The sequence below is a fragment of the Shewanella alkalitolerans genome (assembly GCF_019457575.1).
Taxonomy (GTDB): Bacteria; Pseudomonadota; Gammaproteobacteria; order Enterobacterales; family Shewanellaceae; genus Shewanella; species Shewanella loihica.
The window spans coordinates 1,837,834-1,859,791 of sequence record NZ_CP080422.1; the positions used below are offsets into that span (position 1 = coordinate 1,837,834).

The following is a 21,958-nucleotide window of genomic DNA, read 5'->3' on the forward strand; positions in this document are numbered from 1 at the left end:
ATCCTGAATGACAAATTCTTCGAAAAGTGAAGTTGGCAGCGTTTTTCTCAGACTGCTCACTTATCTTGTCCCGCTCAAAGGGGTGTTATTTTTGTCTGTGTTTGGCCTAGTGCTTTACGGCTTGGTGGACGCAACCTTTATTTATTCAATTAAACCTTTTATTGATCAAGGTTTTGCCAGTAATGTGCCGACCACGCCAGGCTTGGTTGAAGGAGTCGACCTTGGCATGGGAGGCGGCTTTAACTCCGACAGCGACGTGCTCAAAACCGCGCCTTTCGTGGTGATTGGCCTGTTTACCCTGAGGGGCCTGGCTAACTTTCTCTCCACCTATGGCATCTCTTACATCAGTGCGCGCATGATCATGGATATGCGTCAGCAGGTGTTTGAGCATTACCTGAGACTGCCAGTGAGCTATATCGACGCCGAAAGCAGCGGTAACTTGATCTCCCGGGTGACCTTCGATACCGAGCAGATCGCCAGGGCATCGGGCAGTGCGCTGATCACCATAGTGCGTGACGGTATCACAGTGATCGGCATGCTGGGGGTGATGTTCTACAACTCCTGGAAACTCTCGCTCTGTATTTTGATTGTCGGGCCTCTTATCGGCGTGGTGATTGCCGTGGTCAGCCGTAAGTTCCGCAAAGTCTCTAAACAGATCCAGACCGCCATGGGCGGTGTGACCTCAGTTACCGAGCAGATGATCAAGGGTCACAAGAATGTGTTGGTCTTCGGTGGTCAGCAGGCCGAATCGCAACGTTTTGCCAAGGTGAATGACGATAACCGCTCGCGCACCATGAAACTGGCCCTGGCTCAGGCGATCAGTCAGCCCTTGGTAATGGTCATCGGCTCACTGGCGCTGGCCTTCGTGCTTTATGCATCGAGCCTTGAGAGCATGCGCGCCGACCTTACCGCGGGTACCTTCGCCACTATCTTGGCGGCCATGCTCGCCATGTTGCAGCCAATCAAGAGCCTGACCCGCGTTAACGCCGAGTTTCAGCGTGGTATCGCCGCCTGTAGCACCATCTTTGCCGTGTTAGATACCCCGGCCGAGGTGGATAACGGCACCTTTGAGACCAAAAGAGTCGAGGGCCGCCTGAGCTTCGATAAGGTCAACTTCCGCTACAACAATCAGGAAGGCTTGGCATTAAAAGAGGTGGATTTCCAGGTCAATCCGGGTGAAACCCTGGCCCTGGTGGGACGCAGTGGCTCGGGTAAGTCGACCATTGCCAGCCTGATCACCCGCTTCTATTCGGATCTCGACAGCGGTGATATTCGCTTGGATGATGTGAGCCTGAGAGATTACAAGTTGGCGGCGCTGCGCCGTCAGGTGGCATTGGTGTCACAGCAGGTGACGCTGATCAACGATACCATAGCGGCGAACATCGCCTATGCCTATCCGGGCGAGGTCACCGAGGAGCAAATCATCGATGCGGCTAAGCTCGCCAATGCCTGGGAGTTTATCTGCAACATGCCTGAGGGGATCTATACCCAGGTCGGTGAAAACGGTGTCATGCTCTCGGGTGGTCAGCGCCAGCGTATCGCCATTGCCAGGGCGATACTGCGCGATGCGCCGATCTTGATCCTCGACGAGGCGACCTCGGCGCTGGATACCGAATCGGAGAAGGCTATTCAGACGGGTCTGGATAACCTCAGACAGAACCGCACCTCTATCGTGATCGCTCACCGTCTGTCGACCGTTGAAAATGCCAATCAGATCTTGGTGGTGGATCAGGGCAAGGTGGTCGAGCGCGGCACCCATAGCGAGCTACTGGCCAAGCAGGGGATCTATTACAACCTGTACCAGATGCAGTTTGGTAGTTAAGCAGTATGCAGGCGTTGGTTAATCGTCTCTGGTATGACAGGCAGGCCGGTGTTCACTGGCTGCTTGTACTGCTGCTTCTGCCTCTAAGTGGCTTGTTTTATCTGCTGACGAGCCTCAGGCGACAGCTGTTTCGTTTGGGACTTAAGTCAAGCGCGCGGCTCGATGTGCCTGTGATTGTGGTGGGCAACATCACGGTCGGTGGCAGCGGCAAGACCCCCACGGTTATCTATCTCATCGAACTGCTTCGCCGTAATGGCTATCGCCCAGGGGTGATCAGCCGCGGCTACGGCGTCGAGTTTTCCGGCTGTAAGCGGGTTATCGCTGACATGCCAGCCAATGAAGTAGGTGATGAACCGGCCATGATAGTGGCGCGCACCCAGGTGCCTATGGTGATAGGTAGCGATCGCGTGGCGGCGGGTAAGGCCCTGATGGATTGGCAGGCGGTGGATGTGATCATCAGCGACGATGGTTTGCAGCACTATCGACTCGAACGGGATATTGAGATCTTAGTGCTCGATGGCAAACGCCGCTTCGGCAATGGTCTGCTGTTGCCTGCCGGACCATTGAGAGAAGGGCGCTGGCGTCAAGGCCGCGTCGACTTTACCTTAGTCAACGGCGAGCGTGGTGGGCCTGATGAGTTTGAGATGGCGCTGGCGCCCGGCAATTGGCGCAGCGTGGCTAATGGCGAGGTCGTTACAGCTAATGTGGACAAGAGTCATGAAAGTGTGGCTATCGCTGGAATAGGCAATCCGCAGCGATTCTTCGATACCCTTAGCGAGATTGGGGTTCATCCAATTGGTCAACATGCCTTTGACGATCATCAGGCCTATAGCCTTGAGGCTATCGAGACGGTTGCGGCGGGTCGGAGCGTGCTAATGACTGAGAAAGATGCGGTTAAATGTCGCGAATTTGCAAAGTCTAACTGGTGGTATTTGCCGGTAGATGCCAAGATAGCCCCAGAATTTGAACAGCAATTGTTAACGCTGCTAAAGTGGCGCGAAAACGTACAACAAGGAAATTAACATGGCGTTTGATAAGAAACTTTTAGAGATAGTTGCCTGCCCTGTGTGTAAGGGTAAGCTTGAATATGACAAAGCTAATCAGCAGCTTATCTGTAAGGCCGATCGTTTGGCCTATGCCATTAACGAAGGGATCCCTGTACTGCTTGAAAACAAGGCGACCCCTTGGAACGAAGAAGCGTAATTCGTTTTTCTATTACTTTTCGTATTAAATGTCGCGCTTTGCTTCAGTAGTAGCTTATCGCGCGACAAGCTAGAGACGTGCCAATCGGCACGTCTTCTGGTTTATCTTCACTTTTTAATCTTCATTTTTTTATCTTCAAGCCAAGTTGCTGTCGCTCATAGTTTCCCCGCTCAGGTCCTCGAAGATTGCATTTGTCTTAGCTTGCACACATAATCCCTTTTCACTTTTACCGGAGTACCTTGTGTGACTGTTTCTAGCCTTCAACATGTGATTGATAAACTACTTGTCGAAAATCAGGGCGAACGAATAGTCAGTTTCGAGCATCAAGGCCGCAAGTATTGGCTTAAACAGTCAGAACGCCTTACCGGCGCCATGCGTTGGCTAAAGTCGCAGCCCCAAGCGGCGTTGCAGCTCGAGATCTCAACCCTCACTCAACTCGCCAAGCGAGGTGCCCCTGTGCCCGAACTGGTTGCTAGTGGCGAAGGTTTTCTGGTGGTTGCCGATGTGGGCATGCCCGTCAATGGTTGGTTAAATGCCGACATCTCAGAGGCCGAGAAGCTTAAGATATTGCAAGATAGTGCGACTGGGTTAGCGCATCTGCATCTTAAAGGCTTGGCTCATGGCAGACCAGCGCTTAGGGATATCTGCTGGGAAGAGGGAGATGTTGCCTTTATCGATTTTGAGGCGAATCAGCAAGACAGTGACATGCATAGGCAACAGATCAGGGATCTCCTCGTCTATATCCACAGCCTGTACCGTTACATAGGGCCCCATCCTGAGATCGCCGAGCCTGTCATTGCAGCCTATCGCGCCGCGGGCGGGGAATCTCTCTGGCAGGCGTCCAAGCAAGAGATGGCTAAATGGCAATGGCTAAACTATCTAATCGCACCACTTAGATCTATCGGCGGTAAAGATCTGCGCCCCGTCTATTGGCTACTGCGCCACTTTAAACAAACCCTCTAATCTTCCATTTATCTCCTATTTGCCATATCTCATACAGTCATTTATGTGCCATTTCGACGCTATCGTTTGTACCTGATGGATAGAATTATATCTTTTTGGCGTTTTCATCTATTGAGTAATTAAATGGTAGTCAATTTGACTATTTGAGTGATCTCGCGTCGAGTTTTGCGCCAATAACAGCTGTTTTGGTAAATTTTATCCACTCATTGTGTATTGATTTCCATAGGGTTTTAAAAATTGGTTAAAAAATGATCAAACTTTCGGTTGAGCTTCGGTAAAAATAATTGCTAGAATGCCCGAATTCTCTGGGCTGAAGCCGCCTGGAGGTTAAGTTCGAAAGCACTCTCGAAACGGCAAGCATTAAGTAATTAATGTACGCAAAGCCACAGGCCCTAATTGCATAGCAAAAGGGTGGCTGGACTACCGAATGAGCGTTGATAGAGCCTAGTACTTGTACTTGGAGCTTTCGAAGTGATGTTGACTTTGAGAGGTCCAAGCTATGAGTTCAGTTCATTGCGCAGCTGCGCGTACAGATTCTACATTCCTAAAAACCTTTGGTTTGGGCCTATTGGGCGCAGGCCTGTTGTCGGCGTCGGCTATCATGCCAGTGCATGCAGGCACTCATGGTGAGCAAACCTCTGCGGCGGCTCAGGCTAAACGTGAAGCCAAGCAACAGGCACGTCTGACTCATAAGGCGGAACTTGAAACTCAGACGCTACAACTATCAGCAGTTGCGGCACAATTCCTGAACGCCACTAAGTCAAATAAAGGTGCATCTCATGCTTCTGACGCGGCGCTTTACCAGCAACTTGAAGCGCTGGTGGCGGCTAGACAAGTAGAACAGCAATCACTCATCGCACTCGATCCTTTCAGTGTCGTTTCTTCTGTATTGCCAATGGCGAAGCGTCGTGGCATACCCGCTGAGATCCAAGCCAAACTAGCTCAAAAAGCCGAATTAGTGGGTGAGGTGGAAGCAGTGTATGAAGATTTTGCGGATCCAAGCGAGAATCGCTTGCGTCATTTCATGGTGACTGACCAAGGCCGAGTTGAAATGCATCTACCTGCCGATACTCGGTCACAAAAGTTGCAAAGTGGTATGCAGGTCAAAGCTAAAGGTTGGCTATTTAATACAGAGAACACTGATAATAGCAGTTTAGCTATCGAGCAAGGTGAGGAAAACCTATTAATACTCGCGGCCGGCGGTGAGACAAGCTCAACGTCAACATCATATTATGAGGCTCCAACCAAATCGACCGGGGAACAAAAAGTATTGGTACTAATGCTTAATTTTCAGGACAATCCAGTTGAGCCTTGGACAACGGGAGAAGCCGAACAATTGATATTCGGTACTGTCAATGACTATTACCAAGAGGCATCCAATGGTAAGACCTGGCTTACTGGAAATGTCGAAGGCTACCTTACTCTGCCAATAGAAACGACTTGTTCTTCTACTGATATAGATCTGGCTGCGCGAGAAGTAGCGATAAACCAAGGGATCGATATTAGTCAATATCCGCGTTTTGTGTATATTATGCCAAAAAACGAAATATGCCCTAATTTACTTGGTCGAGGTACCATAGGCTTGGGAGTAAATCTTTCTACACCATCCAAGGCGTGGATTTTTGGTGAGTTTGACCTAAACACCATTGGGCATGAGCTGGGGCATAACCTAGGATTACAGCATGCTAAATACCTAGGTTGCTCAAGCGAACAAATTGACTCAAGCTGCATGTCATTGGAATACGGTGACAACCTGGATATGATGGGTAAATCAGAGGGGCATTTTAATGCTTTTAATAAAGAGCGCCTTGGCTGGATAACTGCTGATAAAGGTGAGGTCGTTACTGCTGACAGAGACGGTAGTTACCTGTTGGAGCCCTATGAGACGGGGTCGAATGGCAACGCCAAGAGCCTTAAGGTTCGTCGCGGTACGGACTCAGTGACCGGCGAGCCACTTTACTACTACCTCGAATACCGACAGCCTATTGGTTTCGATAGTTTTTTAAGCGGTAAAGCCGTTACGCAAGGGGTACTGGTTCACTTAAATCGAAATGAAGACAATATCGACAGTAGCCTGCTGCTGGATATGACGCCTGGCAGTTCAATTTATGATTTGGATGATGCAGCTCTACTACCGGGCAAAAGCTACACAGATAATCTTGCCGGTGTCACCATCACCACAGAGTGGTCAGATAGCTCGGGTGTGGGTGTGAATGTCAGCTACTCAGAACAGCAAATCTGTACTGCTGCGCAGCCAAGCATTGCGCTAGCGTCAAGCAGCAGCGTATGGGGCGAGGCTGGTGAAACCGTTTCTTATCGCGCCACGTTAACAAACAATGACAGTGCCGAGTGTGGCAGCAGCAACTATATTGTGTCAGCCCAAGTAGCATCGGGTTGGAATGCAACGCAGCAATCTGTGAGCCTAACGCCGGGTCAAAGTACGACGGTAAGCGTAAACGTTACCTCAAGCACGACCGCCACAGATGGTTTCTATGACGTGACCATCGAAGGTGTGAATGCGAGTGATAGTCGCTATCAGGCCAGCACTACTGCTACTTATGTGGTTGAAACGCCTGTGGCTGTCTGTGTATTGGCAAACCCGCAATGGACCTTGTTAAGCAATAGTTCAACCGAGGTAGCAGCAGGCACAGCGGTTACTTATCAAGGCACGCTAACTAATAAAGACTCCGATAGCTGCGCCGCTTCGACCTTTGATGTAAAGACAAGCCTGCCATCGGGTTGGCAAGCAACTAGCGCAAGTGCGAGTTTGTCGCCGGGTCAATCACAACCCCTGAGCATCACTGTTACCTCGGCAACTGATGCCAATGCCGGTGTGTATGACTTTAGCATGGTTGCACTAAACCGCAATAATGTCGGCTATCAGAGCTCTGCCAGCGCCACATATCAGGTGGCAGCACCGATCGCCAGTTGTCAATTAGCGGCACCAAAACTGAATGTAGTTGATGTATTAGGGGCCGATGTTGAAGCGGGCACAGTGCAATACTATGGCGTAGAAATCACCAACCAGAATCAGGATTGTGACGATGCCACCTATCACTTGAGCATTGCTACGCCAAGCGGTTGGAGTGCCAGCAATAATACAGTTACCTTGGCAAGCGGCGCTACGACTAGGGTAAGTGTGAGTGTAACCTCATCGACCAGCGCCAATGCCGGCAGCTATAACTTGACGTTAACAGTTAAGGATGTCGCCAATACCGCCTATAGCAGCACTAGTACCTTGGTCTATCGCGTAGCGGAGCAACAAAACAATGCCCCAGTTGCCTATAGTGACAGTGTGAGCATGACGTCTAAAGCGGCCATTTACATCAATGTGCTTGGTAACGACAAGGATATTGACGGAGATACGTTAGCGGTTACGAGCGCAACTCAAGGTGCCAAGGGCAGTGTGCAAGTACTTAGCGATGGCCGTATTAAGTATACGCCAGCAAAGAGCTTTAAAAATGGTGACAGCTTTAGCTATACCATCAGTGATGGGGAGTTACAGTCTACGGCAACGGTGAGTGTTACTTTGGCTAGCGATAGCGGCAACACTGGCGGAGGCAACAAAGGCAAAGGGAAGAATTAATGTCTTTGTGATTACTTTAACTATCAAAAAAAGAGCGATGTATTACATCGCTCTTTTTGCATGGAGTCCAACGAAAGGACTAACTGCCTATCAGTTAACCGTAACTGCTATTTTAGGGGTTCGGTTCATCAGTAATAACTTGGATAGCTACGGCGTTAGAGAGTGGCTCTCCTGGAACGTCTGGATCTGTAAATGTCGCTACAATGCCATTAACCAGTGCGGCTGCAAAGTTGATGTCATCATTATTTTCCAGCCCAGGCTTCAGTTCTATGGTAAAGGCACAGCTATATGTATGTGTACCCGAACCTAAATAACCTAGTACATGATTTGGTTCGCAGTATCCATAGGTAGCCTCGTTGTATACGCCTCCACTATTAAGTAGTTTAAACTCAGTGGTTTCGGCTTCGGCAAAGACGCTTTGTAACTTCACAGTCAGGCCTGTGAAATTGACATTATTGGCTTCGCTGCCATTTTCCATTTGCAATACAACCAGCATGCTGGTAGCAAAGTCCATGTCGACCTCAGTTCCATCGGGAGTAAACCCGACCTGAGCTACGGCCATAGCGGCAAGATCATCTGCTCCTTGTTCGTGATCGTCATCAAAACCATAGATAACGGCTTCATTGCGGTATACCTCACCGGTGTTACCCTGTATGTCTGTGATTGCCACAACACAGGACGCGGATGCCCCGGGAGCAAGTTCAATACCGGCGCTTAATGGAGTTCCATCGACAATACAATCAGCGGTAATATCTGCTAGGCTGCCGATATACACTTTTGTTCCTCCATCCATTTCATACTCTTGGTCTGTGAGTTTGAAGAAGGTCACATAGTCCGCAAGTGAAGTATTAGTAAATTCGAATGTATAGTTCACGGTGCGATATAGAGTAGGGTTATCACCCGTTTCTAGTACGCTATCTACATCAGGCGTTTTTGTCAGCTCAATCATGGCATCAACATCACTAAATAGTAGTGTTGCATCGCCTGGATCTGTGGCTGTTTGATTCTCCGTAGCATCTCTCGCAACGCCTGTCACCTTGTTGTAATGCTGATCGCCAAAGTTACCTGTTAACGTTTCTGTAAAGCTACAAGTGAAACTGCCGTTGAAGGCAATGCTTGTGGACATGGTGTCACAGTTACCTTCGGTTCGAGTTAAAAGGTCACCGAATACAGAATCGTTTAATATCTCCAGTGTCAGAGGTGAATCATGGGCACCGGATGTATTCTTGACTTCGATTCTGAATTCGACTGTACCGCCTGGTTCAGGTATTGAGGTCAACTCTTCGGGATCCGCACCAGTACTCCAGATAGATTTACTGACATCTATGCTTGGTAGGTCATTTGTGATCTTAACACCGACCACGGCAGAGCAGTTATCACCAGCTACAGGGTCGCTAGCAAATGAATCACATGCATCATTACCTACGTCTATGCCTCGATTTTCAGTGTCGGTGGCACTAAAGCTAACAAAATCATAGTAATCCTCATCCCAGGGATCAACATCCCGCAGGTTGACATCGTCGATTCTCACCCTAAAGGTACAAACCAGTGTCGGGCTTGAATTCGTCAGTGTTATTGGAGTGTTACTCAGGTCTAATCTCCAGCAGGCATTAGCTGCTGTGTAGCTACTCGAACCAAGTAAAGTCACATTACCCTGTTGATAATCGGATTCCGTATCATCTAGGTCAAAGTAATAAGGCCCTGGGTAGGCTGTGTCGGAAGATTTATAGGTGTCTTGAATATCTGTGATATTAATATCAGCACCGGTTGGGTTACCGTTCTCGTCCTTCGCTTTTTCGATTGTTACTGTGTAAGTAAAGAGGCCAAAAGGTTCTTCCGCTGACATTTTATCAACTGTTTTGGTCACAGTTGCGGGCTTGGGCTCAACGAATACGTCAATTGGGAAGTTGTCGCATTTACACTTGGATTTGTTGTTAGGCACCTGACCATCTGCAGCACTACAGTTGTCACGTTCAATATTGTCCCAGGCGGCACAATAATTGAAGTCAGCCATACCATCCGGTGTTAGGGGCCCATCACCATCAGGATCTTCATCCTCACAGATCATGGTAAACCTTGCACCTACCAAGGTGTACTCATCATTAGTGAGATCGGCTTTAGCAATATCACCGCAGGCGTCACCATCGAGCTGCTGCGCCACATATGAGTTGCCGTCTGTGCCATCTGGAATAGGTATCAATCTTGAACAGGCATCATCAACCTGTGATATTACGTCAGGATCCTGGTCTTCTTTCTGGGGAATATAAAAGGTCGTATCCCAGCGTTCGGCAGCATTGGCTCGGACATCTATATCAGCAATTAAGATAAAGGGGTCGCCGAGCGTACAGGTCAACTCGCTTGATAATACCTCATTGCCTTGATCGTCGTGTAATACAATGAACTTTGGATCGACTTTGGTGATTTCGACATCATTGGCGGTACAATTTAGTGCCTCGCCAATAACATCTTTCATTCCCGATCCACCTCTTTGAACATACTCATCCGCCATACAGAAGTCTGCCGTGTTGGCAGGAACGGGCCAAATTGGTGAGTCGGCTAGTGCCGGTGTCGTGCCAATGCCATATAGGCTGGCGCTGCTTATGAGGGCGATACCCAATGCCCTGACAAGCCGATTAGATTTAAATCGTTTCATAATATTGACCTTTATTAACAAGTTAATATGGATAAAACGTCTTGTTAGTTCATCACTTTACGTCGTTGAAATTGGGATCAATTTCGACTAAGTGCCTATTCGTTGTTGCTAGGTTATTACTACTATTTCGGCGTATGCCGCTTTTAGTGGCTGCATTGATGGCGAATAAAACTGTGCCTCATGGTGCAGCGTCCAAATAGATGGCCTAATAAGAGCAAGCATTGGGCCAGAAAGATAAGTTTTTGATAAATAGCGGATTACTTTGCTTTTGGGGCGATTGGATTAGGTGGGGTGTTACATATGTGTAACACTGTGCGTTGTCCAAATGAAACCTGGACATGACGCTTGCTAAAGATGAGATTTTAATGATTGGCCAAGCTTATGGTGTTTTTGAAAAAATGGTACTGGGTGAGGAAGGTAAAGCGCCGCCAAGTGATACTAGATAAGTGTCTTTATAAAGGGCGTTGCGGCGCCAGATTTGAGTTAGTTAAGTTAATTAAGGGTTAAGTTAGTTGAGTTAGTCGAGTAAGTTCCGTTAATTGGTCCGGGTCGGTTTTTCTAAGGCGTCGATCACCGCTTTAAAAGCATCATAGCTTTGTGCACCAACCACTAACTTGGGCTCTATGAGTCGATTGTTTTCCAGTTTACCTATGAGGAAGCTTGGCGTACCACGAACGCCTATCGATGAGCCATAGCCAATATCCTGCTCTATCTTACTCATGATGGTTTGATCTTCCAGGCAGGCGGTGAATTTTGTCATGTCTAGCGAGAGTTGGGTGGCGGTATCTTGGTAGAGCTTGTCCCCTAGTTGCTTCATATTTTTAAACAAAGCGTCACGCATGGGCCAATAAGCGTCCTGTTGCAGGCTACAGTTGGCGGCTATGGCAGCGCCTTTAGCCTTAGGATGAAAACCTAAGGGGAAGTCTCTGGCGATATACTTCACCTTACCGGTGTCTATGTAGTTGCTCTTGATCTTGGTGAAGGTGTTGTCCATGTATCGTTTGCAGTAGGGACATTGATAATCGGAAAACTCTATGATGGCGACCTGCGCCGTCGCCTCGCCTAAGGCTGGGAGCTTACCATCTTCGCCAGGGTTAATCTGGGTCGGCAGGCTTCTATGCTGCGGCTCCTGACTCTTCATGGCAATGGTGTGTATCTCTTTCACCTGGCTGCCCATGATGGCCACTTGCTGTTTTAATTGGCCCATCTCCTGTTTCAGATAGGCGAGCTCCTTCTCTAACTTGTCGTCATTTTTTTGCTGACAGGCAGCAGTAAAAAACAGCAAAGATAGGCAGACTATCACTGTCGAATGAGTAGATGGCATAAGTCGATCCTCGTTTGGTGCCACTGACCTTGTCTATAGCGTTATCTTGCACTTCTTGATGAGGCGATAGAAAGTCGTTCGTGAGATGTTGAGTTCACGGGCCGCCGCCGAGATATTGTGGTTATTGCGCTTAATGGCGGCCAATAGAAGTTCGGTATCAATTTCGGTTCTGTGCTGCGCCAGATCGACCACATCGGGATCATCATTTGCCGAACAAGCGAATTTAATGCCGAGGTCGGCTTCGGTGATGATGTCGCTTTCGGTCATGATGATGGCGCGTTGAATGCGGTTTTTAAGTTCGCGCACATTACCTGGCCACTGATAGTTGGTCATGGCATATAACGCGTCCTGGTGAAACTGAAATTGACGATTGGGTGGAGCGAGTTTGGTTAAGTAATCTTGAGCCAAGAGAGGGATATCTTGCTTATGTTCTCTTAAGCTGGGTAGCTCTATTTGTATGATATTGATTCGATAGAATAGATCTTCCCTGAATTTGCCCTCTTCGACGGCGTTTTCTAAATTGACATGGGTGGCGAAGATGATGCGACAATCCACCTCAGTGGACTTCTGGCCACCGATACGTTCGATATAATGCTCTTCAAGAAACTGCAGCAGATTGATCTGTAACTCGAGTGACAGATCGCCTATTTCATCTAAAAATAGGGTGCCCTTGTTAGCTCGCTCTATTCGACCTATGTATTGCCTGTCTGCGCCGGTGAAGGCGCCTTTCTCATGGCCGAACAACTCTGAATGAATGAGGGTTGGGGGCAGGGCGCCGCAATTCACCGTGATAAAGGGGCCATTTTTACGAGACGAGAGTGAGTGGATCAAGTTGGCGCACAGACCCTTACCCGTGCCGGTTTCGCCGCCTATCAGTACGGTTTCATCTGACTTGGCGATCTTATAGAGATTATCGCGCAGGGTCTGCATCACCTTCGATTCACCAAAGAAGAAGGATCTTGGTTGATGCGTGGTTTTCTCCTTACTCCATTGCTCATTTAATTGGGCCATGCCACAGAGGTGCCCCAAGGTGTGATCGAGGCGCTGCCAATCAATGGGAAGGTGATGAAAATCCAAGAAATAGTCTGTAAAGCAGAAGCAAAGGTTACCCAGGTTTTTAGGGCTGTCTAAGGAGATAGCCAGCCAGAGTAAACCGGGTTGACGCGCGGACAGTAGTTCGATGGCGCGTAGTACTACCTGCTGGTGGGGGAGATCTATAATGGCGATAGCGATCTGGCAGGGAGCGCTCTCTAAAACTTTGTAGGCCGCACTAAGGGTGCCTGCATGATTGAAATGCCATTGACATGAGTCGGTCTGTTTATCGGTAAGACACGCTTCATCCGTGAGGTTTAATACCAATATGTTACGTTCCTTGTGAGTTAAGTTCCTCTTACGGTTACTCACACTTGATCCTTAGCCGGGGCCCCAAGACAGCCAATGCATTTGCTAGACAGGATGCTTAAATTTTAGGAAAGCTTGCTATTAACGCAAGTTGATAGTGTATCTAATTGTGATTCTTTTTATGTGTGGTCATTATCACTGCAATTGCCCTTTGTGTGTGGGTTTTACCTATGTTGTTAAGTTGTGTTTTGGCCTGTTTGGTTATAGATCTTCTGTGTGCCTGTTTTAAGGTGCTTTTTTGGCAAAACTAGGGTCAGCTTGTCTTGGCTTATTGCCGTTTTGTCGAAGGATTATGCTGGGCACTCGCCTTAGCGATAAGTGAAATTAAGATTGAAAATGGTCAGTAGGTGAAGACGGCTTAGGAAGGAATAGGCGCAGTCCTTAAACCGCGCCTTATTCATCTATAGGTCAATATATTTTTAGATAGCCTTATCGCTGCTACTCGCTCTCTGTTAGCCGCATTGATATTTGGGATGATTATTGACTCTTAAGACCGTTATAGAGGGTTTCTATCCAGGTTTCCTGAGAGATAAATTTCCATCCCCAACCCTGCAAGTCGTCCGGTAAGCCTTGCTGCTTGATAGCCTCGAGCGACTTGCCCGATTTGAGCTGGGTGTTCATCCAGTCGATAGAGGTGTCTAACATCTGCTTGAACTTGATCAGATCTTGCTTGTTGGCCAGTTCGCCGTGTCCCGGAATGATTTTGGTGTTGTCATCGACCTTGGCCAAGATGGTGGCGACGCTGTCGCGATAGCCAAGCACCGAGCCACCTCCTTTAAGATCGATATAGGGAAATCTATCTTTAAAGAAGAGATCGCCCATATGTACCACAGGCGCATCACGCCAGAAGATCACACTATCACCATCTGTATGACCAGCGCCCAGGTGCACGAGTGAGAGCGTGTCGCCATTGAAGTGGATATTGATCCCCTGATCATAGGTGATGCTGGGCAAGGCCTGTTTAGTGAAGTCTTGATTACTGGCCAAGCGTTTGAGTACATTGTCGTGGGCGAAGATGGTGCCGGTTTGGCCAAAGATGCCGTTACCGCCGGTATGATCGCCATGGTAGTGGGTGTTGACGATATATTTAGGCTTGCCCGCCTGGATGTCGGCCAGCGCCGCGCTAATCTTGTCCGCCAGTGGGGCAAACTGATCGTCGATGATCAGCAGGCCATCTTCTCCCGCAGATACGCCTATGTTGCCGCCGGCGCCGGTCAGCATATAGACATGTTCTGAAAGTTTGGTGGCCGCTATTTCGACCTTGGCAAACTTATCTTCGTCGGCCAAGCTATTGATGCTGATGCCATAACTGCCGATGAGCAGGCTTGTCAGCGCAAAGCGTAAGATGTTGTTCATTGGAAGACCTTTTTCTCTCTTATCGAATCAATTTATATAGTTGCATAATAAAAAGGCTGCAAGAAGCAGCCTTTTTTAGTTTGTCTGATTTGTGCGCCTTTCCTATCGGCCTTAGTGAGCCCAGGGCATGATGCGGCGGGTGAACCTGTCGGCGTTACCCAGCTTGATGGCGGCCTGATGGCGCATGCGATACAGGGCTTGATAGCAGAGCGGTACCAGATAGAGGCTGGTCAGCGTCGAGAAGCTCAAGCCGCCGATGATGGCGATCGCCATGGGTGAATAGGGCGGTCCGCCGCCACCAATCTGGGTGTCGCCCATGGCCAGTGGTATCAGGCCTAGTACCGTTGTGCCTACTGTCATGAGTACCGGGCGCAGACGGGTGATGCACACTTCCTTGATGGTGGCAGAGAGACGGTCGAGCTCCGGCGTCTTCTGGTTAATCTGATCCACCAGTACTATGCCGTTATTCACCACAATACCCATCAAGATCAATATCCCAATCATGGCCATGATAGACATGCTGGTGCCGGTCAGTAGCAGCGCCCAGAACACCCCTGTGATGGAGAAGAGGATCGAGGTGATGATAGCCGTCGGCAGCAGTAGCGATTCGAACAGGGCGGCCATGACGATATAGATCATGGCGATGGCCAAGATCATATTGGTCGCCATGATGGCCTGATCTTCATCCTGACGCTGGAAACCACCTCGCAGCGAATAGCCGTAGCCCGCAGGAAATTGCACCGCATCCATCACCTGTTTGATGGCCTTTTGGGCCTCTTCCGTGGTCATTTCATCCAGGTTGGCACCGATTGAGAGCGCGGTTTGACGATCATAGTGGCGGATTGTATCGAATCGTGGACGAATCGAGATCTCGGCCAGGCTCTGCAAGGTGTAGACCCGATTACCCTGACGCACGATAGGCAGCTCTTTTAGCCTTTCGAGCGACTCGCGCCACTGTTTGTCGTAAGCCAGCTCGATGCGCAGCTCACCGCTTGGGTCGTGCCTGAAAGAGCGCAGCGGCGAACCCCTAAGAGCCATGGACACGCTGCGGGCAAGTTCGCTCAGGCTCAAGTCCAGTCTCGCGGCCATGGTGCGGTCGAGCTCGATGATCACCTCTTGCTGCGTGCTGTTAAGCTCCGAGCGCACATCGATGAGCCCGTCTATCTTGGCCAGCATAGGCACCACCTGTTCACTGATGGTGATCAGTTCGCTGGTGGAACGTCCGGTGAGGGTGACGCGAATGCCGTTGTTGTCGTTCCCCCAGCCAAATTGCGGCTTGGCGATGGAGAACTTCGGGAAGCCTTCACGTATCTTGCGCTTTAGTGCCTTGATATCTATGTCGGCATCTTCCTGTAGCAGCAGGGTCGACTGGCCTCTGTCGGCCGAGAAGTAGCTGTAGACAGAGTCGATATAGAAAGCCTCTTTGTTGGCGTAGAGGTAATCTTCCATGCGGTTGATCATCGCCTCGGTGACATCCAGGCTGTGGCGCCCCTCTACCTGGTAGTTGATGTAGAGGCGATTGTTGCCTTCTCCGTCGTTTTGATCCTGCTGCACCATGCTCAGCGGTAGTGCTGTCGAAGCAAGGATCACCACGGCAATCAGCCCTGAACGCTTGGGTCTGTGTAAGATCCACGCCAGGCTACGCTCGTAGAAAGACTCGAGCTTGCTCTGCTTAGGATTCGTCTCAATCTCGAAATGCAGCTTAGTTAACATCAATGGGATCAAAGTTTTAGCTACCAAGAGTGAGGCCGCAAGCGAGATACAGATGGCGATGGCCACATGCTCCAAGAAGATGGTCAGCTCTACCTTGACGCCGAAGATATTTGGCAAGAACACAATGGCTGTGGTCAGGGTGCCGGCCAGCACCGCCAGGGCAACCTTGTTGACCCCAGTGAGTACCGCCTGGGAGGTGGTTGCTGTGCCTTGATGCTGCTTCTCTTGCAGCACGCTCTCACTGACCACCACGGCGTTGTCGATCAGCATGCCGACCGCCAGTAATAGTCCCATCATTGAGAGGATATTCAGGCTATAGCCCAAGAAATACATGCCTGCCAGCGTCATACACAGAGAGATGGGCACAGAGGAGACCACCACCAGTGTCATCTTCAGGTTGCGCAGGAAGAGATAGAGCACGGCGAACGAGAGCAGGGCGCCTATCAGGCCGGCGGCAAGTAGATCAGACAGGGAGGATTTCACCCCGTAGGCCTGATCTTCCATGATAAACAGCTTGATACCGTTGAACTGCTGGTCCTGTTTAGCCGCCTCAATCACCTTGAGTACACGCTCAGACACGTCCACCAGGTTAGCGCCGGATTCTTTGAACACATCCAGACCGACCGCATATTTCTGATCCAGATGACGACCATCGAGGCGTTCGGGTAGGGCGTAGCGAATGCTGGCCACATCGCCCAAGGTGACGCCTGGGATCAATACCAGGGCGGCGATATCGTCGAGATCGCGAAACTCACCCTTTGGCGACACCTGATACACACGGGTGTTCGCCCTGAGAGTCCCAGCGCTGACGATAAAGTTCTCTTGCCCCAGTCGTTGTTGCAACATGGTGCTGTTGATGCCGGTGGCGCTGAGCTTGTCAGCATCGATTCGGATCTCGATCTGCTTCTGCTCGACACCATAGAGGCTCACCTGAGACACCCCTTCGACACGCTCCAGCGGCTTCTTCAGCTGCTTGTCCAGCAGATCGAAAGCGCCTGACAGCTCACGCTCGCTCGAGATACGTATGGTCAGCACAGGCATGTCGGCGGTGGAGAACTGGCGGATGAAGACCCGCTCCACATCTTTAGGTAGGAGGTGGCGCACCGCATCCACTTTTTCCCTGGCTTCCAGGCTCTTGGTGGAGACGTTTTCGCCCCACTTCATCCTGAGTTCAATTTCGGCGCCATTTTGCGATGAGCGCGATCTCAGCTCCTCAATCCCACCCATGGTGGCGAGAGACTCTTCCAATACATTGGTGATCTCACGCTCCACCTCGGCAGGGGTTGAACCCTTGTAGGGGACTTCAATCATTACCTGGGGCATCTCTATGCCAGGAAACATCTCCAGCGGCAGCAGGCGACTCGAGGCCAGACCAAAGAGGAGTATGGCCACGAAGAACATGCTGGTGGTAACGGGTCTCGTTAGGGCTAATCGAGTGATATTCATACTGATTCTCCCTCTTGGACAACTTCGGCTGGTGCGTCAAACGCCTTGCGATCGAACAGGGCGTAGAGCGCTGGGATCACCACAAGCGTCAGCAGAGTGGCTAGCGAAAGGCCGAATATAACAGTGATCGCCATGGGCGCACGTACCTCGCTGCCATCGCCTAAACCCAGTGCCATAGGCGCCAGACCCAGTGCTGTGGTCATTGTGGTCATGACGATGGGGCGCAGACGAGACTTGGCGGCTTCTTCGATGGCCGTCAGTTTAGCCATACCCTGCTCACGCAACTGGTTGATACGATCCACCAGGACGATGGCGTTGTTCACTACGATACCTGCCAGCATGATGAGGCCGATGAACACCACCACGCTCAGGTGAGTCTGGGTGATGAACAGACCGAAGATGCTACCACCCACTGCCATGGGCACGGCGATCAGAATAAGCAGTGGGTGTACCAGCGACTCGAACTGGCTGGCCATCACCAGATATACCAGGAAGACGGCCAATACCAGGGCGATCTGAAGCGACTGGAAGGAGTGTTCCATCTCTTCGTTCTGGCCGCCGAAGCGCACCTGAATCGAGCTAGGCAGATTTTGCTGATCTATGATGCTTCTCGCCTCGATCACGGCATCGTTGAGATCACCATAGGCGAGGTTTGCCGAGACGATGGCAACGCGCTGCTGGCTGATACGGTTGATGGCAGAAGGGCCCAGATTCAAGGAGACATCGGCAACGGCGCTCAGTGGAATAGGCTGATTGCTGTTGGGGTTGATGATCATCGAATCGATGTCGCTTATCTGATCGCGTTCCTCGAGTTCGCTGCGCACCAAGATGTCGATCTTTCTGTCACGCACTGTATATTGGCTGGCGACTGTGCCGCCGATGCGCTGGGCGATACGATTCGCCACGGTTGGCGCATCCATGCCAAGGGCGGCAAGGCGGGCGTGATCGAAACGGATGCTCAGCTCTGGCTGACCGTCACGTAGGCTGGTGTTGAGGTCTGCAAAGCGATTTGAATCAGACAGCGCGCTGATGAGGTTATCGGCGGTCTGCTTGAGCTGAGTTAAGTCATAGCCTATCACTTCTATCTCAAGCGGGGTCTTGAAGCTAAACAGCTCTGGGTGTTGGATCTTCGCCTCTAGTTCAGGGATACGCATGGCTGTGGTGCGCAGCACATGGGTGACTGCGTTAAAGGCCTGATGATCGGCCAGCACCACCTGCAGACGGCCCCAGTTTTCGCCGCCGCGCGAGGTATCTGAGGTCATCAGACCGCCGCTACCGGCTTGGCTGTAGGCATGTTTTACATCTTCCCTGTCTTTGATAGACAAGGCCAGCTTTTGTAACACTCTGTCTGTCTCACTGACTTCTGTGCCCGGCGGCAGCAGGACTTCTACATAGAACTCGCCCTGATTCATCGGCGGGATCAGCTCCATGCCGAGTCTTGGTATAAGGCTCATGGTGCCTAAGGTGAGGGTAAGGGAGATAGCCAGTGTCACCCAGGTAAACTTAAGCGCCTGACGCAGCAGCTTGTGATAGACACCTTCGAGCAGGTGATAGAACCAGTTAAATGCCAGGCTGATGGGGCGCATGATAAGGCCCGCAAGCCATGAAAACGCACGGCTCAGCATCAAGGCCAGGGTCAGTAGCAGTGACGGCAGATAGCTAAACAGTAGGACGAAGGGGAAGGAGCAGACGGTGGCACCGTAATGCTTCACCTTGGCCAGTTTAGTGTCGAGCACAGGCTTCTCACGTTTCTGCACCAGGTGCGGCAGGGCCTTGAAACCTTCGCGCGAGGCCAGCATAGGGATGGTGGTCAGCGCGACCAGCAGTGAGGCCAACAGGGCGAAGGTGACGGTCAGCGCCTGATCCGAAAACAGGGCACCGGCGACGCCATCGACAAACACCAGCGGCACGAATACCGCCAGGGTGGTCATGGTAGAGGCGAAGATAGCGCCGGCCACCTCTTTGGTGCCCGTCACGGCGGCGTCGAGTTTATTCATTCCCAGCTTGCGACAGCGGTCGATGTTTTCTAGCACCACGATGGCGTTATCCACCAGGAGGCCCACCGCCAGGGCGATACCGCCCAGTGACATGATGTTGAGGCTGATGTCGGCAAAATACATCATGTTGAAGGTGGCAATCACCGAAAACGGAATCGAGATGGAGATGATCAGGGTAGGCACTATGTCCCTGAGGAACAGGTAGATCACCAGCATGGAGAGCAAGCTACCAATAAGCGCTGCCGAGGTGACCTCGCTGACTGCGCTCTCGATAAACTCTGATTGATCGTAGATAACCTTAAGCTCTGCCTTCTCGTTCAGCTTCTTGAGATCGTTAAGTTTAGCGGTGACTTTACGGGCCACGGCAACAGTGTTGGCATCGCCTTCCTTGTAGATGGCCAGCTCGATAGACTCGGCAGAGCCGATGCGGGTGATGTCGTTACGTTCCTTATGGCTGTCGATGATGTCGGCCACCTCGAACAGACGCACCAGCGTCTGGTTGTCGCGATAAACGATGATCTGACCCAGCTCATCCAGGGAGTTGAACTGATTGAGGGTACGCACTAGATACTCTTTCTCGCCCTGTACCACCTTACCGGCAGAGAGGTTGATATTTTCGGCGGCGATACGCTCGCGGATCTTGTCGGCGTTCAGGTTAAGCTGAGTCAGCTTCTCCTGGTTCAGCTGAATATGCACCTCTTGCTCAAGACCACCGGAGAGCCTGACGGCCGCGACACCACTGAGGGATTCCAGCTGACGCTTAAGCTCCTCCTCGGCAAAGGTGCGCATCTGCTTAAGCGACTGAGCATCGGCGTCGGGCAGGGAAAGAGCGAGACGCACGATAGGATCTAAGTTAGGGTTAAAGCGCAGCAACAGCGGCTTCTTCACATCCAGGGGCAGCTCTATGGTGTCTAGCTTTTCTCTCACCTCCAGGCTTGCCATGTCCATGTCTGTGCCCCATTCAAATTCGAGCACTACATCTGACATGCCAGAGCGGGAGATGGAGCTTATCTTACGCAGCCCCTTAACGATACCGGCGGCTTCTTCGATGGGCTTAGAGACAAGCTGCTCCACCTCAACCGGCGCGGCGCCTTCATATTGGGTACGTATGGTGATGGTAGGGTAGCTGAGATCCGGCAGGAGTTTCACCGCCAGGCGAGAGAAACCCACCATGCCAAAGAGGATCACCGCCAGCATAAACATCCACACGGATACCGGCCGTTTAACGGAAGTATTAATTATCGACATAAGCTAAGTTCCCGTTATTGTTGTGCGCGAGCAACGTCTAGTTGGCTGATCACTTCAACTAAGGATTGATCTTTCAGGTTTTGTTGTCCGCGGATCACTATTTGTTCGCCGGGTTCTAGGCCTGAGACCACCTCTACGGTATCGGCCTCGCGATAGCCTAGCGCAACTTCGCGGCGCAGGGCATTATCTCCTTGGACGACATACAGGGCGTATTGATTGTCCTGATTGACCACGGCGTTATAGGGAACGGTTATCACATTGCTGTGGGTGTCGTATCTCAGCTCAACTCGGGTAAACATCCCCGCCTTTAGCTGGGCATTCTGGTTAGGCACCGAAAGTGTGACCTTAAAGGTACCACTTTGGGGATCGACGATGGGGCTGATACGCAGCACCTTGGCGTGAATAGTTTCTTTGGTGTGCTTGTTGGCGTAAAGCTCAGCCTCCTGACCTAGACGCAGGCTCTGTAGCTGAGCCTCGGGCAGATGGACTATGCCGTACAGTTCATCTTGATTAACCACATAGAAAAGCTGTTCAAACTCTTTGGCCATGTTACCGGCCTTCACATAACGCTTGGCAACTACGCCATCGATAGGGGAGCGAACCATGCTTTCTTGTACCTGCAGGGCGGCTAAGTCTCGCTTGGCGATGGCGGCCTGTAGGTTGTATTCGAGTTTGGCCATGGAATCGGCGCTGATGAACTCTTTATTGCTCATCTTCTTCAAACGGTTGAGCTCTTGCTCGATGATCTCCACTTCGGCCTGTGAGCGGGCCAGATCGTAGCGCTGGCGCTTAGCATCGATTACTGCCAGCAGCTGTCCCTTGGAGACGCGATCCCCTTCTTCAACCTTTATGGATTCGATAAGACCGGCGATGCGGCTAACAACGTCAGCTTCCTGAGGAGCTTCCAGGGTTGCGGTAGTGCTATAAAAAGAGGAGACATCACCTTGTATGACTGTCGTGGTTTCAACGGGAACGGCGTACTTTTCTTCTTCTTTCTTTGTTTCCTCATTACCACATGCACTGAGTACGGCAACAAATAGTAGGGGAAGTGCCAACTTAAACTTTGAAAAAGATTCCATGTGAAGATACCTATGTTATTTATCCAATTAGCCTTAGTAAGCACAAGGTGTGCCAAAATGTTAAACGACTATTTATCAGTTGCTTACGCTAAAATCAGTTAGTGCGTGGTGAGTTTGTTAACTGGTTTGTAGCGAAAATGTTTAACATGTGATGCTTTTGACTAATT

12 protein-coding genes and 1 riboswitch are annotated in these 21,958 nt (G+C 50.6%); of the genes, 5 read left to right on the forward strand and 7 right to left on the reverse strand.

The features are described 5' to 3' along the window. Positions 1–7: 7 nt before the first annotated feature. The 5 genes from msbA (at position 8) to K0J45_RS08340 (ending at position 7,574) form a co-directional block, all read left to right on the forward strand. Positions 8–1,822 carry a lipid A export permease/ATP-binding protein MsbA gene (gene msbA, locus K0J45_RS08320; protein WP_220044943.1) on the forward strand — a complete coding sequence of 605 codons (1,815 nt, stop codon included), beginning with the start codon at positions 8–10 and terminating at the stop codon, positions 1,820–1,822. A 5-nt stretch (positions 1,823–1,827) separates the two neighbouring features. After that, positions 1,828–2,844 (forward strand): tetraacyldisaccharide 4'-kinase, encoded by a 1,017-nt coding sequence (gene lpxK, locus K0J45_RS08325; RefSeq protein ID WP_220044944.1) that lies wholly within the window; start codon positions 1,828–1,830, stop codon positions 2,842–2,844. 1 nt (position 2,845) lies between these two features. Then, positions 2,846–3,025: a Trm112 family protein gene (locus K0J45_RS08330; protein ID WP_011865439.1), complete on the forward strand. Its 180-nt coding sequence runs from the start codon at positions 2,846–2,848 to the stop codon at positions 3,023–3,025. 243 nt (positions 3,026–3,268) lie between these two features. Beyond that, positions 3,269–3,988: a BUD32 family EKC/KEOPS complex subunit gene (locus K0J45_RS08335; protein WP_220044945.1), complete on the forward strand. Its 720-nt coding sequence runs from the start codon at positions 3,269–3,271 to the stop codon at positions 3,986–3,988. A 342-nt stretch (positions 3,989–4,330) separates the two neighbouring features. Further along, a riboswitch (cyclic di-GMP riboswitch) is annotated at positions 4,331–4,416 on the forward strand. A gap of 71 nt (positions 4,417–4,487) precedes the next feature. Next, positions 4,488–7,574 (forward strand): Ig-like domain-containing protein, encoded by a 3,087-nt coding sequence (locus tag K0J45_RS08340; protein WP_220044946.1) that lies wholly within the window; start codon positions 4,488–4,490, stop codon positions 7,572–7,574. A 112-nt stretch (positions 7,575–7,686) separates the two neighbouring features. Here the strand turns inward: K0J45_RS08340 and K0J45_RS08345 are convergent, their stop codons facing one another. The 7 genes from K0J45_RS08345 to K0J45_RS08375 form a co-directional block, all read right to left on the reverse strand. Next, entirely contained in the window at positions 7,687–10,227 is a 2,541-nt protein-coding gene (locus tag K0J45_RS08345; RefSeq protein WP_220044947.1) for a hypothetical protein, read from the reverse strand. Positions 10,228–10,762: 535 nt separating this feature from the next. Then, on the reverse strand, positions 10,763–11,551 hold the full coding sequence (locus K0J45_RS08350) for a DsbA family protein (RefSeq protein ID WP_220044948.1): 789 nt from the start codon (positions 11,549–11,551) through the stop codon (positions 10,763–10,765). Positions 11,552–11,584: 33 nt separating this feature from the next. Continuing rightward, entirely contained in the window at positions 11,585–12,955 is a 1,371-nt protein-coding gene (locus tag K0J45_RS08355) for a sigma-54 dependent transcriptional regulator (protein WP_220044949.1), read from the reverse strand. 474 nt (positions 12,956–13,429) lie between these two features. Further along, complete coding sequence (locus K0J45_RS08360; RefSeq protein ID WP_220044950.1) at positions 13,430–14,308, reverse strand: MBL fold metallo-hydrolase; 879 nt, start codon at positions 14,306–14,308, stop codon at positions 13,430–13,432. 111 nt (positions 14,309–14,419) lie between these two features. Then, entirely contained in the window at positions 14,420–17,467 is a 3,048-nt protein-coding gene (locus tag K0J45_RS08365) for an efflux RND transporter permease subunit (RefSeq protein ID WP_220044951.1), read from the reverse strand. After that, a complete protein-coding gene (locus tag K0J45_RS08370; RefSeq protein ID WP_220044952.1) occupies positions 17,464–20,712 on the reverse strand; it encodes an efflux RND transporter permease subunit in 3,249 nt (1,082 codons plus the stop codon). Before K0J45_RS08370 ends, K0J45_RS08365 begins: the two co-directional genes overlap by 4 nt. Before the next feature lie 14 nt (positions 20,713–20,726). Then, on the reverse strand, positions 20,727–21,791 hold the full coding sequence (locus K0J45_RS08375) for an efflux RND transporter periplasmic adaptor subunit (RefSeq protein ID WP_220044953.1): 1,065 nt from the start codon (positions 21,789–21,791) through the stop codon (positions 20,727–20,729). Positions 21,792–21,958: the final 167 nt, after the last annotated feature.

Excerpts from the sequence above, each read along its gene's own strand:
- msbA (WP_220044943.1), top strand. The coding sequence starts at position 8 with ATGACAAATTCTTCGAAAAGTGAAGTTGGCAGCGTTTTTCTCAGACTG.
- lpxK (WP_220044944.1), top strand. The coding sequence starts at position 1,828 with ATGCAGGCGTTGGTTAATCGTCTCTGGTATGACAGGCAGGCCGGTGTT.
- K0J45_RS08330 (WP_011865439.1), top strand. The coding sequence starts at position 2,846 with ATGGCGTTTGATAAGAAACTTTTAGAGATAGTTGCCTGCCCTGTGTGT.
- K0J45_RS08340 (WP_220044946.1), top strand. The coding sequence starts at position 4,488 with ATGAGTTCAGTTCATTGCGCAGCTGCGCGTACAGATTCTACATTCCTA.
- K0J45_RS08345 (WP_220044947.1), bottom strand. The coding sequence starts at position 10,227 with ATGAAACGATTTAAATCTAATCGGCTTGTCAGGGCATTGGGTATCGCC.
- K0J45_RS08350 (WP_220044948.1), bottom strand. The coding sequence starts at position 11,551 with ATGCCATCTACTCATTCGACAGTGATAGTCTGCCTATCTTTGCTGTTT.
- K0J45_RS08360 (WP_220044950.1), bottom strand. The coding sequence starts at position 14,308 with ATGAACAACATCTTACGCTTTGCGCTGACAAGCCTGCTCATCGGCAGT.
- K0J45_RS08365 (WP_220044951.1), bottom strand. The coding sequence starts at position 17,467 with ATGAATATCACTCGATTAGCCCTAACGAGACCCGTTACCACCAGCATG.
- K0J45_RS08370 (WP_220044952.1), bottom strand. The coding sequence starts at position 20,712 with ATGTCGATAATTAATACTTCCGTTAAACGGCCGGTATCCGTGTGGATG.
- K0J45_RS08375 (WP_220044953.1), bottom strand. The coding sequence starts at position 21,791 with ATGGAATCTTTTTCAAAGTTTAAGTTGGCACTTCCCCTACTATTTGTT.